The following is a 13,800-nucleotide window of genomic DNA, read 5'->3' on the forward strand; positions in this document are numbered from 1 at the left end:
CATGCGGCGCCTACCTTTGCTGGCGACCGCCATGGCGGTGTCCTGGCTCAGGATCAGCCTGGCGGCGCGACACCGGCACCCTGTTTTGTTTGGCCAGCAGGTAGAGACCCAGCAGCTCCAGCCCGAAACTGACGCCCAGCCACAGGCCGTGCACGAGATCGTTGTCAAACATGGCCGGATGCGGCACATGCAGCATGATCTGATAGGCGGACATGGCCAGCAGGCCGCAGACGACCAAGGCTATACCAGGCAGTTTCGCGTATTTTTTCTCGGATGTCATCACTTTTACCTTCGTTTCAATTATCAGCAGGGGCAGTGCAAAACAAGCTGAGCAACCCATCTTACGCCGTTATCGGGCAAGTCGCCAGCCTCATGAAAATGCCGATTCGTAGCTGTCGGGCTGTTTGCCATGCAGTTCAAGATAACGGCACAGCATGTCATCGCGCGGCAACGGCGTGCCTTGCGCCAGTCTTTCAATATAAGGAATCAGCCAGGCGGACTGCGTGATCTCGAAATGCGCGCGCCACGTTGCTCCAAGAGCGTCGCTGGCGGACAGCGCGCAGCCGGCCGAGCCGTGGCCGACACCTTCGCTGAAGGCGATCGGGTGGGCAACTTGCTCGAAGCAGATGTCGATATCGTAGGGCCAAGGGAAGTTGGACGCGTGCGCCAGTGGCTTGGTGCCATGCGCAAGATTGAAATAGACAGCCATGGCGCGTCTATTTTCCCGCTGCCGCCAGCTGTACCAGCTTGCGCTCGACAAACGCCTGCAATTGCGGCGACAGCGTCTGCAGGCCTTTGGCCCGCTCGAACGCCGCCTTCGCCTGCGCCGGCTGGTTGTCGGCCTGCAGCGCGATGCCCAGGCCCATCCACCAGACGCTGTTGTCGGGCGCCGACTGCAGGGCCAGCTGGTACTGCTCGGCCGCTTCATGGTAGCGCTGTTCGCGCTGCAGCACGCCGGCCAGCAGGGCGCGGTAGTCGAGATGCTCGCCGGCAAACGGCAGGCTGCGCTTGAGCGTGTCCAGCGCCGCCGCGCCGCCGCCAGGACGATCGAGCTGCAGGCGCGCCAGGGTCATGGCTTGCGCCGGCTGTTTCGGGTCCAGCGCCAGGCTTTGCTGCAGCTGGCGCATGGCTTCATCGGGACGCTGCGCTTCGAGCAGCAGGCGCACCAGCGTCTCGCGCGCGCCCTGGTGGCGCGGATCGCGCTGCAGGGTTTGCTGCAGCAAGGCCATGGCGTCGTCCAGGCGGCCGTCCTGCAGATGCGCCAGCGCGCGGCGGTAGCTGTTGTCGACGCTTTGCTGGGCCGTGACCTGCTTGCCTTCGACGATGATTTTTTCGCTGACGGCGGGCACCGGCGCTGGCCTGGCGACGCGCGCCGGCGCTGCGTCAGCGATGCGGCGCAGTTCTTCCCGGCGCACCTTTTCCGCCGGCTTTTTCTCGCGCGCGGCAGGCGTCTCTTCCAGTACCGGTGCTGGAACCGGCTCGGCCGCCGGCATCTGCGTCGTGACCGGTGCGGCAGCGGCAACCGGAATCGCCGCAGGCGCCGTGACCGGGACCGGGACCGCAACCGGTGCTGGTGCCGGGGCTGGAAGCTGCGCCACATTGACCAGCACCGGCGGCACGCCAGGACGTTTCAGGTAGATCCAGCCGAGCGCAATCGCAATCGCCGTCAGGCCGGCGGCGCCGCCGAACACCACCGCGCGCGGCAGGCCGCGTTCGCGCTCCGGCACGGCGCGGATGCCGGCCGCGTCGCCACGCCCGTCCGGCGTGCCGCGGGCATCGAGATCTTGCAACATCTTGTTAATCAGGCTCATCTGCGGGTTCGTTCCATCATCATCGGTTCAGTAAAGTCCAGCTCAGGGTGCAGGCGGCGGCCAGCACGCCGGCGCCGGCCAGCCAGGGCCAGCGCGTGCGCCACGCGCCGTTCCACGCATTGCGGCTGGCCACCGTATCGCTGGCGGCCAGCGCCACATGGCGGCGGCTGACCTGCTGGCGGCCTTCGCCATACGCCACCATCAGCGCCTTGTGCGCCATGATATTGACCAGGCGCGGAATGCCGCCGCTGGCCGCATACAGCCGCGCCACGGCGCCCCGGCTGAACAGGCGCGCGCCATCGAAGCCGGCCACGCGCAGGCGGTGCGCGACATAAAACTCGACATCGTCGCGCGACAATGGTCCCAGGTGGTAGTGAAACGTGATGCGCTGGGCCAGCTGGCGGATTTCCGGCAGCGCCAGCTTGGCGTCGAGCTCCGGCTGGCCGAACAGCACGATCTGCAGCAGCTTGCGCTTTTCCGTTTCCAGATTGGTCAGCAGGCGCAGCGCTTCGAGGCTGTCAACGGGAATTGCCTGCGCTTCATCGAGGCACAGCAGCACGCGCTTGCCCTGCGCCGCCAGGTTCAGCAGGCGCAGATTGATCGATTTGAGCAGCTGGTGCTGGTCCGCATCCTTCGGCAGCAGCACCGCCAGTTCATCGGCCAGCGCCAGGATCAGCGAGTGCGGCGCCAGGTTGGGATTGGGTATGTACGCAGTGACAAACTCCGGGCCCAGGGACTGCATGAATTTGCGGCATAAAAACGTTTTTCCAGTACCCACTTCGCCAGTAATCTTGATGAAGCCTTCGCCATTGCGCGCCGCCACCAGCAGGGTGTTGAGCGCCTTTTGCGATTGCGGGCCGTTGAAAAAGAAACTGGTATCGGGCGTGAGGCCGAATGGCGCCTCGCGCAAGCCGAAATGGGCCTGGTACATTTAGCGCCGCTCCGCCGGGCGGCGTGGGTCGAGCGCCTCGATGCGCTTGCCCGAATCGAGCAAATCCTCGTTCCAGCTGTTGGCGCCTTCGACGATGGTCGGCTTGATCAGCACCACCAGTTCGCGCTTCTGGACGGTCTGGCCCGTGTTGCGGAACAGCGCCCCCAGCAGCGGCACATTGCCGGCGCCCGGCACTTGCGAGCGGTCATTGGTGGTCGACTGGCGCATCAGGCCGCCGATCGCCACGATGCGGCCGTCCTGGCTGCGCACCATGCTGTCCATCTCGGAGGTGCTCGACGCGGCCAGCGGCAGCTTCAGCGAGCCGGCGCTGCCCAGGTCGACATCCTTGGTCACGGTGGTGACCTGGCTGACCGACGGGTGCACGTGCAAAATGATATTGCCGTTCTCGTCGATCTGCGGCGTCACGTCCAGCACCACGCCGGAAAAGAACGGCTGCAAGGTGACGTTCGGGCTGGAGGTGGTGCCGCCGGTGGTGCCGGTCGAGGTGACGGTGGTGCTCACGCCCGTAACGAAAAACTCGTCGGTGCCGATCTTCAGCACGGCCTTCTGGTTGTTCATGGTGGCGATGCGCGGGCTCGACAGCACATGCACGCTGCCTTGCGATTCCAGGAAGGAAATCATGGCGGCGAAATTGCTCGTCTGCAGGGCCAGGCCGAACATCGAGCCGGCGGCCGAGGCGGCCGAACTGAGGCCAAAACCGGTGCTGGCCGAAATGCCGCTGGCGCCGTTGGTGATCGTCGGCGGCTGGCCGCCCGCGAACGGCAGCGGCGCCAGGCTGCTGCCCGGGGCCAGGAAGCCGGTCGAGATGCGGTTGGTGTGGCCGCTCTTGATCGAGGCGAACGAAGCCCAGTTGACGCCCGTCTGGAAGTTGTCGTTCAGTTCCACCTCGATGATCTTCGCTTCCAGGATCACCTGGCGGTCCACCGACAGCTGGGTTGCCTTCAGATACGCATCGACCGCGCGCAGCTCGTCCGGCATGGCGCGCACCACCACCACGCCAGATTGCGGACTGAGCACCACCTTGCGGCCGTCGCCGGTGCCGCCAACGATGGCGCCCAGCGACTCCTTCAGTTCCAGCCAGAAATCGCTGTCGGAGGTGGTGCTGACGTTGGCGCTATCCTGCACCGCGCCCTGGCCGCCCTGGCCCGGCTGGCCTGGCTGCTGCTGGGGCTGCTGCTGGCCATTGCCGCCGCCCGAACTCTGGCCGCTGGTGCTGGTGCCGGCGCTGTTGACGGAGGTCGACGACACGCGCAGGTTCGAGCTGCCCTTGCGGTTGCCCGTCAGGTAGTTGACCTGGAACATGCGCGTCTGCATGGTCAGCGGACGGATCGAAATGCGCGTGCCGTCGACCTTGTAATCGTAGCCGTACATTTCGCGCACGGCGTCGAGCGCCTCGAACAGGGTCACGTCTTTCAGGTTGGCCGACACATTGCCCTGTACATCGGGATGGACCAGGATGTTGTAGCGCGTGCCGGTAACGATGGAATTGTAGAACTGGCGTGCCGACACATTATTGAAGGCCACATTGAAGCGTTCATCGAGCACCGCGCGCGCCTTCGGCAGCTGGCCGGCCAGCACCGCCGCCGGCGGCAACAAGGCGTTCTCGACGGCGTCCGACTGGGTGGCGGCGGTCGTGGTGGCGGCAGCGGTCGCCACTTGCGCCTTGATCGCGTCATACGTACCGCGCTGGGCCGGTGCGACACAGGCACACAGGCTCGCGCCCAGGCCCAATGCGGCGGCCATTCTGGTTAACTTGAGCATGCTCGCCTTGTTCTGATTGATGTGCATAGTGCTACTTCCCTGCATGGTTTTGCTCCGCAGCTTTCGGATACAGCCTGATCGTTTCAATAGTTTTGCCACGGCGCAGCGTGACACTGGTGTCGGCAATGCCGGCCACAATAAACTCGCCCAGCTTGTCGCCCACGCGCACGGTGCGTCCGTCAATCACCGCCACCCTGCGCCCGCTGCTCGATACCAGCACCGATTGCAGTTGCGGCGCGGCGCGCGTGACAATTGCGCCGCTGCCGCTGCCGGCCAGCGGTGCGTCCGGCGGGCGGGTCGGATCGGCCAGGCTTTGCGCGCCTGCCGTGGCGGTCAGCAGCACGGCAGCCAGCAGCGCCAGCCTTGCATGCACATGCGGCTTCACAGTGAAATCCATTTGTCGTCCAGGCTCAGTGTAAACAGGGTCAGGCGCAGGCTGGCGTTCGGATACTGCTCGACCTCCAGCTTCGCATCGCCCCAGAAAACGTGGGTCGGCATCGTTTCGAGCGCTTCCATATAGTTGACCATGTCGATGTAGCCGCCGCGCAGCACCACTTCCACGCCGTGGCGGTACAGCAGCGGCGCGCTTTTGAGGACGGGCGCGGGCGGCGTGCCGGCAGCGGGCGGCGTCGCCGACAAGGCAGTGGACGCGGCACCGGCCTTGGGCGCGGCACCGGCCACCGGCGCCGACGGCAGGGTTTTCAGCGACACCAGGCGCAGCCGGGGCTGTTGCTTGAGCAGCCGTTCGAGCAGGAACACGATGCGCTCCGGCGGCACCAGGCCACCCTGCGCCATGCGCAGCGTATTGGTCAGGCGTGTCAGCTCCTGATGCAGGCGTTCGAGCTCCTTGCGATCGCGCGCATCGGGGTCGACGCCGTTGCCGCTGATTTTCAGCAGGATCTCGGCATCGATGCCGGCGATCATCTGCTGGTCGGTGGCCATCGTCTCGTTGAGCAGTTTCTGTTTCGCAAACAGCGGATTGAGAAACAGCGAAAACAGCAGGAAAATAACGAGCGCAGCGCTGGCACCAAACGCCATCACGCGCTCGCGCAGGCTCAGCGCGTCGACTTTTGCTGCCAGCTTGCGCCAGCGCTGTTTCAGGTCGTCCTGTTTCATGGTGCCGGCGCTCCCGCTTCGACTGGCACGGCCGTCGATTGCAAATCAAATTCCACATATGGCAAGGACACCGGTCGGGCGGCGGCTACCGATACGGCAGGCACAGGGGCGGCCATGCCACTGGCCGGCGTTTTCGGCACGCTTTCGGCAATATCGAGCCGCGCGAAAGTTTTCCCGCGCAACACCGGATCCCTGCCCAGCGCGGTGATATAGGCGGGCACCAGCGCCGGCTGCAGCGCGCGCCCCTGCAAGCCGATCTGGCTGTCGGCGCCGGCAATGCTGGCGCCGGTCAGCCACAGGCCATCCACCTTGCGGTTGGCGAACGCGCGAAAGTACGCGGAGTAGCCGTGGAGATTGCCCAAGTCGCCGCCTTCCAGCGTTTTCTGCGCTGCCAGCAAGGCGCTGCGATCGGCTTCGGCCTGCGCCAGCGCCAGCGCTATCGCCGGGTCTTTCGCGCGCACCGGATAGTCGGCCAGCACCTTGGCGCGGCGCGCTTCGCGCTCGGCCAGTTGCGCCTTCGATTGCGCCGCCGCGCTCTCCAGCACTTTCACCTGGCGCGCGCCATACCAGGCCAGGCCGGCGCCCATCACGAGTATCAGCAGCAGGCCCTGGGCCATGGTGGCGGCCGCCAGTACCTGCTTCTGCTTTTCAAAAGCGGGGTTGAACAGATTGATCTGCTGGCTCATAAGGCCACCGCTTCCTGGCGCAGTGCCGCGCCCAGCGTAAGGAAAAAGCGCGCCTGGCTGCCGGCTTCCTGCAAATGCGGCACGTCGCCGAAGTCGAACACGCTCGCCAGGTCCAGCACTTCGACCGGCATGTACAGATTGTCGGCCAGGTAGCCGTGCAGGCCATCGGCGCCGGTGGGCGCAAGCACCAGCTTGATCACGTTAATGAAATGGAACTGGCGGTCGAAATGGTCGAACGAACGCTGCAGTTCCAGCGTGATCTTGTCGTAGTACTGGTGTTTCTGGTCGTCGCTGCCGTCGACCAGCTGGGCCAGCTTGACATCGATGCGGCGCGACAGGTATAGCTCCGCGTTGAAATTGACGGTCAGCAAACCGCCATCGGCATCGAACGACAGCATGGCCAGGCCGCGGCCCGCTGTTTCCAGCAAGGCGGCGATATTGCGCTGCGCCATTTCGGGAATGTCGATAATGGCCAGGCCGGTCTTCGCCGCCGCATACAGGCCCTGGCGCTGCGAGACGGCGCTGTTGCGCGCCGCCACGGCAAACACGGACTTGCCGCGCACGGGCGCGTTCTGGTCGGGTGGAATGTCGAACACATCGATGGTGGCGTCCGCCAGCGGAAAGTCGAGCATGTCCTTCAGGCGCCAGCCCACGGCCGTCTTCAGTTCTTCGGGCGGCACGTTCGGTGCTTCGAGCGACAGCAGCTGGTAGTCGGCGGCGCCCAGCAAGGTGGTGCAGCGGTAGGACGCGGCCTGCAGATCCTTGTGCAGTTTTTCCAGCCCGGCTGCCGGCTTGACGCCGGCCTGCCACAGCGCGGCCCTGACCTGCGCCTTGCCGTCGCTGCGCGCCGTCACGATCGCTGCGCACAAGCCATCGGCCGTGATCGCCGTTGCCAGCAGTCCTGCGCGTTTTTTTGCTCTTGCGAATAAACCCATGCGACCAATCCACAGATGAAATGTAAAGACAGCGATGTTGCCACCAGACTAATGCACCGAGCCAATTTTAATTCATCGCAAGCTGATGGAGGCGAAAAAATTAACAATTGACAACAATTATTCCGGAAAACACCACGCAAAGTCATCCCGCCGTGTCAAACGCAGCCTCAATAAATCTCGCGCATGTACAGCACCGGTCCGCTCTTGAAGATACCGATGGTTTCGCGGCCGTCGCCAGGCAGCCAGTTGATCAGCGAACGCAGGCGGAAACTGCCCTTCTGCGTGACCGGCAAGGCCGGCTTGGCCAGGATCAGGGAGCCCATACCCGACAGCAGCAAATTGCTGTCTAGCGGGATCGACGCCAGTGGCATCTGGGCAGCGGTCAGGTTTTTGTAATCTTCCATAATGAAATTGTTGCGCAGCAGCGCCGTGCAGTTGTCGAGCGTATTGGTGTCATAGCGGGTGCCGGTCCAGTATTGCGCCGCCACCGGCACCGGGAAGCTGCGCAGTTCCGAACCGACCATGCTGTCGATGCGCATGCGTCCATGCCGCAGGCGCGTGGTGCCGAGCAGCACGCTGGCGGCCGGCGTGACGGCGGTGCCGTTCACGCCTGAAATCAGGGCGCCGTCGCTGTCGTTGACGCCGACCAGCACGCCAAAATTGTCGTACGGCCCGTCCTGGCCACTGGCCAGCCGGTCAAAACTGTACAGGAAGGACAGGCTGCGCACGGCCGCCGGCAGCGCCTGCTGCAAGCCCGTGGCGAGCGTCATCACGCCGCCATCGCCGCCGGCAGCCGGCGCGTAGCTCTGCAATGCATACTTGGCCGGGTCGGGCGGAAACCTGACCAGGTCGCCGGCTGCGATGCCGCCGCTGCCGGTCACGTTGATCGTCGTGGCGCCCACGCCATAGGCGGCGCCGTCGGTCTGGTAAAAACGCCCGGCACTGCCCTCGTCCCAGCTCAGGGCCGGCAGGGCCGGCGTCAGGCGACCTGACAATTCGACCGCCGTGCTGCCATCGCGTCCGGCCATGCTGGTGGTGGCCAGCGTGGCGTAGCCCGCCGTATAGCGCGGCAGCGGCAGGTTGCCCAGGCTTTGCGCGGCCGCGCCCACGCCGATACCCAGTTCGCGCTGGCCCATGTAGGTAAATTCGCTGGCCGCCACCGCCGGCGGCCCGCTAGCCGCGGCCGTGCGGCATGCCGCCACCAGCGAGCCGTACAGCACGTAATGGTGCGGATAGAAGCGCCCGAACGAGGCGCTCTGCGTGCGGTTGCCGATATTGCAGCCGACTTTATTGCCGGTGACGCTATTGCTCCCGCTGCCGGCCACGCAGTCATTCGGCTGGTCGACCGTAGTCCACGAATTGTCGACCACGCCATCAGCGAGGATGGCGAAATTGCCCACGTCGTTATAGGTCACGCTGGCATTGCTGGCCAGGCCGGTGCCGATATTGGCCTGGCTGAGCGGAAACGGCGCGCTGTTGCCGGCCACCAGGCGGTCGGTGTAATCAAGTGCATTGACGTGCGTAACGATCTTCTGGCCGTTCAGCGTGTTGTCGACCAGCGGCGTGCCGTTGTACCCGGCCACCGCGGTCGCATTCAGGGTAAAGCCTGTGCCTGCGGACAGCCTGGGCGAGCCGGTCTGCGCGGCGTTGGTCATGTTCGAGCTGACGTTGAACTGCTGCGGCCGGATGGCAAAGTTGTCGGTCGAGCAGCCCACCGTGGCCGCGCCGCACACCAGCGCGGTACAAGAGACGCGTACGCGCACGTCGCGGTAGGCGCTGTACTTGGGCGACACGGCACTGATGGCATTGGCCAGCACCGTCAGGTTCAGCGTCGAATACCCCGCCGTAAAGGGAATCAGTCCCAGCGGAATCACGGCTGTCTGGCTGGTCGGGCAATTGTTGGTGCCCAGCGCGACGCCGGTCGTCGTATTGGCCAGCAGGTCGACCGTGGCTGCGCCGTTAAAGGTGTTTTCCAGCGTGGCGTCGGTCTTCAGCTTGACCAGGTCCAGCCTGAACGTGGTATCGGCCAGCTTGGTATTGAGGCGCGCATAGTTCAGCGACGAGCTGCTCGGCACACAGCGCGGTGCGGTCACCTCGCAGGCATTGAAGCGCGCCGCCACGCAGGCCTTGATGGCCAGCACCGGATCTTCGGTACTCGCTTCGGTAAACTGGCCATCGGTGACGTTGACGGTGATATTGGCGGCGGTGCCGCTACTGAGCGCAAACACGGCCTGGTATTCGCCATTGAACAGATAGGTCGCCACGCCATCGTTCGCCGTGCCATTGTCGAGCTGCCCGTAGCCGGCCACCAGCGACCAGTCGCCAATGCCGTTCGAGGTGCCCAGCTGGATCTGCGTGGTGTTATTGGGCATCACGATATTGCCGTGGTTCAGGTCGTGCGCCGTGATCGTGATGGTGCTTTGCTGGCAGGTCAGGCCGCTGCCCGAGTGCGACACGGCATAGTGGCTCAGGCAGCCGGCCTGGCTCAGGTTCATGTCGCGCACGATCAGCGCGATGCCTTCGGTGTTATAGGCGCGAAACTCGTCGAGCGCGCCGTCGGTCGAATTGCCGGTGCCGCTCTGGCCGACCGCCACGCCGCGGTTGTCACCGAGGAACACGGTGCCGATCTGCTGCGACAGCACCGCGCTGGTGGTAAATGCCGTCTCGGCCTTCTGCACGCCATCGATATAGATGCGCAGATGGTCGCTATTGGTGGCCACCAGCGCGTTGAAGCTCCAGCTCACCGCAATATGCTTCCAGGTGCCCGCGGCCACCGTATTGGCCGCCGTTTCCGCGATCCGTACGTTGCCCGCGCTGTCGGTAATGACAAAGCGCAGCGCGCCGTTGCTGCGCCGGACCAGGAAAAAATAGGCATTCGGACTCTGCGTCGCGTCGAGCAGCTGCGCATCGCGCGCGCCGCTGCCGGACCAGGCCGTATTGGACTTGTACCAGAATGTCATGGTGCCGGCATTGCCCATCACGCCGGGCACGGACAGTCCCGTGTCGATCGCCGCCACGGTGGCCGCGCTGGTGTTCAAGGGCACGCTGGCGGCGCGGCAGACGCGGCCCGCGCCGATCGTCTGCACGCCGCCCAGCACCGTGCCGTCGGCGCCATTGCCGCTGGTATCGAGCACCTGCCCTTCCGTATTGTTCCAGCTCGGCTGCTCCATGCGGTATTCGACCACCGGGCGCGGGATGAAAAACTTGATGGCCGTATTATTGGACGGAAACCCCACCTGCGGCGTGTCATAGTCGGTGCTGTCGGCCTGCCAGCCCACCTGCCCCAGCTTGGCCGACGGTCCCGGCACATCGTCGCCATACTGGTACACGAACTCGCCATTTTCCTGCAGGATCAGTTGCAGGCTGTACGAGCCGACCGGGTTCGAACCGGTGGTCCATTCGGGCACATTGTTCCAGGTGACGACAAAACTGCGGTACGGCGCGGTGCCGATGGTGGCATAGCTGACGTAGCACGACGCGCGGCTGGCGCAGGCCGTGTTGTAGCCGGACGATTCGATCTTGGAGGTGGGATCGAGATCGTTGCCGTAGATGCGCATCGTGTAATTGAGCGTGCTGTTCGGATACGGCAGCTGCTGCACCGGGCTGCCGTAGCCACAGGTGGTGTTGTTATTGAAGTGCACGCGGCCGTTGCTCATCACCCGCACGGAACTGAAGGCCACGCCGGAATACATGAAGCTGAAGCCGATCGGGATCTGGTCGCTGATGGTGTCGTCCAGCACCGGTGGCGTGGTGCCGCAGCCGGTGCTGCCGCCGCCGGTGAACTTGTAGGGCGTGGTGTTATAGCCGAGCTTGTTGTGGGTGCTGGCGTCAATCCAGTTGAAGGCCTGGCTGGTATTGGCGTAGGTAACCGCCCGGGCCGGCGCCAGGCAGGACAGCGCCAGCAAGCACAGCAGCGCGGCGCCACGCCGCCAGATTGACACCTCTTGTCGCATGTCTTCCCTTCCGATAATACTGTTGATTTGTCAGAATTCGGCCTGCAGCATGCGCTGCACATAGTCCGTGTCGTTGCTGGCGCTGGCGGCGGAACAGGCGCCGCCCACCGGCTGGTTGCAGGCCGTGGCCACCAGCTGATAGCGCTGCAGGGTGCCGGGGCCGGTGGTCAGCGTGCAGCGCACGGTGACGGTAAAACCGGCCGGCGCCACGACGAAACTGCTGCTCGGCTGGCAATTATTCAAGCGCAACTGGCGATACAGGCCCCACTCGATACCGGCGCGCGCCGCCTGGTAGGCGCGCGCGCCCTGGATATCGAGGGTGGAAGCCGTGTGCTGCGCACTGGACAGATTGACAATGGCCGCGCCCAGACCTGCCAGCACCACCAGCAGGAAAACCGCCGTGACGATGCCGAAGCCGCGCGGCGGGCGGCAGATGCGCTGGCGGTGAATGTGGCTGGTATCGGTCATGGGTTATTGTTCACCTGGGCTTGCTGCACCAGCGAAATCTGGCCGCTGCTGCTGTTGGGCGCGCCGAGCATCAGGTTGATCGCCACCAGCCCGCGTTGCACGTTTGCCAGGTTGCTGAACCCAAACGAGCAAGCGGCAACCTGGCCGGCCAGCATCGCGCTTACCGGCGCGTTGGCCAGCGGCGCGGCGCCGGCCACGACCGGCTGGCCGGGTTGGATCGCATAGCCGGAGAAACGCTGCAGGGTGCCGCTGCCATTGGCATTGGGCGCACAAAAATAGGTGACGGCCGTGGTCACTACCTGGAAGCGGCTGCCCTGCGACGGCATCGCACGCAGCACGGGATCGGCCACCAGAAAGGGATTGGCGGCCAGCGTGATGTCATTGCCACTGACAGCCGCCACCGTGCCGCGGTTGCATTTTGCGGCGCAGTTGTAGGCATCGACGGGCGGCGAGCCGCCCAGATTACTGACGACGATAAAGTCGCCAGGCACGATGGCCTGCACCCCGGCGGGCATGGCGCCAACCACGGTAAATACGTTAGGGTTGGAGGACGCGGGATCGGTATCGAAGGCCAGCACATTGCCGGGCACGTTGTCATCGATGGACAGGTAGCGCCCGCCGGTCTTGGTCAGCAGCAGCTCCAGGTAGGCGCCGTTGCCGCCGACACGCACGCTGTTGGGCAAGGCCAGGCGCACGTCGCGCGCGATGCGACGCGTGGCCGTGTCGGCGATATCGGCCAGCTCCGCGCGCGCGGCCGTGTCCAGGTAGCTGCGTACCGGCAAGCCGATAAAAACGGCCGCCATGCCCGAGACGATGCCGATGATCACGATCACTACCACCATCTCGACCAAGGTAAAGCCGCGCTGGCGGCGCAGGAAGCGTGTCGTCATATCAGATTGGGTGCGTAGCGCGCGCGGTAGCCGACCAGCGTGATGGCCTGGCCGCCGGCGTAAGTGACGACGACGGTGATGCGCAGTGCCTCCATGCTGGCAGGCGTGGCATTGACCGGCCCGCCAGCCGCCGCGACCGGCGTACCAGCCGGCCCCAGCGCGGCTTCCGGCGCCAACGCGACGGTCACGTTATATCCCGCTGGAAAGTTATTGCCCGCGGCATCCTGCGTGTAGGCCAACGGCGCATTGAAGGCGCGCACATAGTCGGTTACATTGTAATAAGGGCGCACATTATTAGACGGCGCCGCGCCGACATTTTGCGGCGTAGTGCAGCCGCCGGGGTTGCCGTTCGCATCGAACGGCAAGGCATTGGTGGCCGTCTCGGCGGCCGGGTCCAGCACCGGATCGCAATAGGTAAAGCGCGCCAGCTGCACTTCTTCTAGCATCGATTCGGCCAGCACCAGCGCCTGCTTGCGCAATTGCGGATCGGCGCTCTTGCTGGTGCTGTTGCCGATGACCTGCACGATGCCGACCACGGCAACGCTGATCACGACGAGGAATATCACCACTTCAATCAGCGTGAAACCGCATGCCTGCTTTCTAAAGATGGACATAGCCAGTCTCCGCTTCGACGATCACCGTCCGCGTGGGGCCGCCGCCTCCGATCGGGATGCCGAGACGCGCAAAAGTCGATGCCGGATCGACATCGCCGTTCAGGAATGGCCGGCCCAACGCATTGAAGAACAGCACAGTGCCTGTTGCAGCTACGCCATAGCTGACGTTACTGGGCCTGCCCTCGCAAAACCATCTGCGATCCGTGCCGCATTGCGCAACTGTCGCGGCGTTGCCCGAATTGGCGCCGGCCGGCGCCAGCACCCGGTCGGCAGTGCCGCACGTGGGGTTGAAGCACAGGGCAATGCGGTTGCTGTTGAGTACCGCGAAAACCGGACGGTTCTGCGCGATCGCCAGTTTTTGTGCGTAGCGCAGCATGTTCAGGTTCTGGTCGGCAAAGGCACGCGCATCAAACACTTCGTTTTGCAGGAAGCGCGGCGCGGCAAAGGCGCCCAGGATGCCCACCACCACGATCACGGCCACCAGTTCGACCATGGTGAAACCATGCGACAGAGGCCGGCGCGATGCCGGCTGAAGGTTGTTCGTGGCTGCTTTATACGCCATCGTCATGCATACCTGTTGTTCATGCGTCCGAAATAGCCTCGCCGCTGGCGAC

Annotated in this window: 14 protein-coding genes; all 14 read right to left on the reverse strand. The window is 64.7% G+C overall.

Annotation, left to right across the window (positions count from 1 at the left end; translation table 11 throughout):
• Positions 1–10: 10 nt before the first annotated feature.
• A complete protein-coding gene (locus RTQ46_RS14000) occupies positions 11–280 on the reverse strand; it encodes a hypothetical protein (protein ID WP_312437414.1) in 270 nt (89 codons plus the stop codon).
• A gap of 90 nt (positions 281–370) precedes the next feature.
• Positions 371–709: a hypothetical protein gene (locus RTQ46_RS14005; RefSeq protein ID WP_312437415.1), complete on the reverse strand. Its 339-nt coding sequence runs from the start codon at positions 707–709 to the stop codon at positions 371–373.
• Between the two features lie 7 nt (positions 710–716).
• Positions 717–1,811: a tetratricopeptide repeat protein gene (locus tag RTQ46_RS14010; protein WP_312437417.1), complete on the reverse strand. Its 1,095-nt coding sequence runs from the start codon at positions 1,809–1,811 to the stop codon at positions 717–719.
• A gap of 19 nt (positions 1,812–1,830) precedes the next feature.
• Entirely contained in the window at positions 1,831–2,742 is a 912-nt protein-coding gene (locus tag RTQ46_RS14015) for an AAA family ATPase (protein WP_312437419.1), read from the reverse strand.
• Complete coding sequence (gene mshL, locus RTQ46_RS14020) at positions 2,743–4,524, reverse strand: pilus (MSHA type) biogenesis protein MshL (RefSeq protein ID WP_312437420.1); 1,782 nt, start codon at positions 4,522–4,524, stop codon at positions 2,743–2,745.
• A 31-nt stretch (positions 4,525–4,555) separates the two neighbouring features.
• On the reverse strand, positions 4,556–4,921 hold the full coding sequence (locus RTQ46_RS14025; RefSeq protein WP_312437422.1) for an MSHA biogenesis protein MshK: 366 nt from the start codon (positions 4,919–4,921) through the stop codon (positions 4,556–4,558).
• Positions 4,906–5,640: an MSHA biogenesis protein MshJ gene (locus tag RTQ46_RS14030; protein WP_312437424.1), complete on the reverse strand. Its 735-nt coding sequence runs from the start codon at positions 5,638–5,640 to the stop codon at positions 4,906–4,908. Before RTQ46_RS14030 ends, RTQ46_RS14025 begins: the two co-directional genes overlap by 16 nt.
• Positions 5,637–6,326, reverse strand: a complete 690-nt coding sequence (locus RTQ46_RS14035; RefSeq protein ID WP_312437426.1) for an MSHA biogenesis protein MshA — start codon at positions 6,324–6,326, stop codon at positions 5,637–5,639. Before RTQ46_RS14035 ends, RTQ46_RS14030 begins: the two co-directional genes overlap by 4 nt.
• Positions 6,323–7,261, reverse strand: a complete 939-nt coding sequence (pilM, locus tag RTQ46_RS14040) for an agglutinin biogenesis protein MshI (RefSeq protein ID WP_312437428.1) — start codon at positions 7,259–7,261, stop codon at positions 6,323–6,325. The genes RTQ46_RS14035 and pilM overlap by 4 nt, the downstream gene beginning before the upstream one ends.
• A 167-nt stretch (positions 7,262–7,428) precedes the next feature.
• Positions 7,429–11,214, reverse strand: a complete 3,786-nt coding sequence (locus tag RTQ46_RS14045) for a LamG domain-containing protein (RefSeq protein ID WP_312437430.1) — start codon at positions 11,212–11,214, stop codon at positions 7,429–7,431.
• A 30-nt stretch (positions 11,215–11,244) separates the two neighbouring features.
• Positions 11,245–11,682 (reverse strand): agglutinin biogenesis protein MshP, encoded by a 438-nt coding sequence (locus tag RTQ46_RS14050; protein ID WP_312437432.1) that lies wholly within the window; start codon positions 11,680–11,682, stop codon positions 11,245–11,247.
• Positions 11,679–12,572 (reverse strand): prepilin-type N-terminal cleavage/methylation domain-containing protein, encoded by an 894-nt coding sequence (locus tag RTQ46_RS14055; protein ID WP_312437434.1) that lies wholly within the window; start codon positions 12,570–12,572, stop codon positions 11,679–11,681. The genes RTQ46_RS14050 and RTQ46_RS14055 overlap by 4 nt, the downstream gene beginning before the upstream one ends.
• The gene (locus RTQ46_RS14060) at positions 12,569–13,186 is read right to left on the reverse strand and encodes a prepilin-type N-terminal cleavage/methylation domain-containing protein (RefSeq protein WP_312437436.1); all 618 of its coding nucleotides are present in this window, start codon (positions 13,184–13,186) and stop codon (positions 12,569–12,571) included. The genes RTQ46_RS14055 and RTQ46_RS14060 overlap by 4 nt, the downstream gene beginning before the upstream one ends.
• Positions 13,173–13,754 (reverse strand): prepilin-type N-terminal cleavage/methylation domain-containing protein, encoded by a 582-nt coding sequence (locus RTQ46_RS14065; protein ID WP_409518337.1) that lies wholly within the window; start codon positions 13,752–13,754, stop codon positions 13,173–13,175. The genes RTQ46_RS14060 and RTQ46_RS14065 overlap by 14 nt, the downstream gene beginning before the upstream one ends.
• Positions 13,755–13,800 lie beyond the last annotated feature (46 nt).

The organism is Janthinobacterium sp. (genome assembly GCF_031995485.1).
Classification (GTDB): Bacteria; Pseudomonadota; Gammaproteobacteria; order Burkholderiales; family Burkholderiaceae_D; genus Janthinobacterium.

Excerpts from the sequence above, each read along its gene's own strand:
- RTQ46_RS14050 (WP_312437432.1), bottom strand. The coding sequence starts at position 11,682 with ATGACCGATACCAGCCACATTCACCGCCAGCGCATCTGCCGCCCGCCG.
- RTQ46_RS14000 (WP_312437414.1), bottom strand. The coding sequence starts at position 280 with ATGACATCCGAGAAAAAATACGCGAAACTGCCTGGTATAGCCTTGGTC.
- RTQ46_RS14030 (WP_312437424.1), bottom strand. The coding sequence starts at position 5,640 with ATGAAACAGGACGACCTGAAACAGCGCTGGCGCAAGCTGGCAGCAAAA.
- RTQ46_RS14060 (WP_312437436.1), bottom strand. The coding sequence starts at position 13,186 with ATGTCCATCTTTAGAAAGCAGGCATGCGGTTTCACGCTGATTGAAGTG.
- RTQ46_RS14015 (WP_312437419.1), bottom strand. The coding sequence starts at position 2,742 with ATGTACCAGGCCCATTTCGGCTTGCGCGAGGCGCCATTCGGCCTCACG.
- RTQ46_RS14065 (WP_409518337.1), bottom strand. The coding sequence starts at position 13,754 with ATGACGATGGCGTATAAAGCAGCCACGAACAACCTTCAGCCGGCATCG.
- pilM (WP_312437428.1), bottom strand. The coding sequence starts at position 7,261 with ATGGGTTTATTCGCAAGAGCAAAAAAACGCGCAGGACTGCTGGCAACG.
- RTQ46_RS14045 (WP_312437430.1), bottom strand. The coding sequence starts at position 11,214 with ATGCGACAAGAGGTGTCAATCTGGCGGCGTGGCGCCGCGCTGCTGTGC.
- RTQ46_RS14025 (WP_312437422.1), bottom strand. The coding sequence starts at position 4,921 with ATGGATTTCACTGTGAAGCCGCATGTGCATGCAAGGCTGGCGCTGCTG.
- RTQ46_RS14010 (WP_312437417.1), bottom strand. The coding sequence starts at position 1,811 with ATGAGCCTGATTAACAAGATGTTGCAAGATCTCGATGCCCGCGGCACG.
- RTQ46_RS14055 (WP_312437434.1), bottom strand. The coding sequence starts at position 12,572 with ATGACGACACGCTTCCTGCGCCGCCAGCGCGGCTTTACCTTGGTCGAG.
- RTQ46_RS14035 (WP_312437426.1), bottom strand. The coding sequence starts at position 6,326 with ATGAGCCAGCAGATCAATCTGTTCAACCCCGCTTTTGAAAAGCAGAAG.
- RTQ46_RS14005 (WP_312437415.1), bottom strand. The coding sequence starts at position 709 with ATGGCTGTCTATTTCAATCTTGCGCATGGCACCAAGCCACTGGCGCAC.
- mshL (WP_312437420.1), bottom strand. The coding sequence starts at position 4,524 with ATGCTCAAGTTAACCAGAATGGCCGCCGCATTGGGCCTGGGCGCGAGC.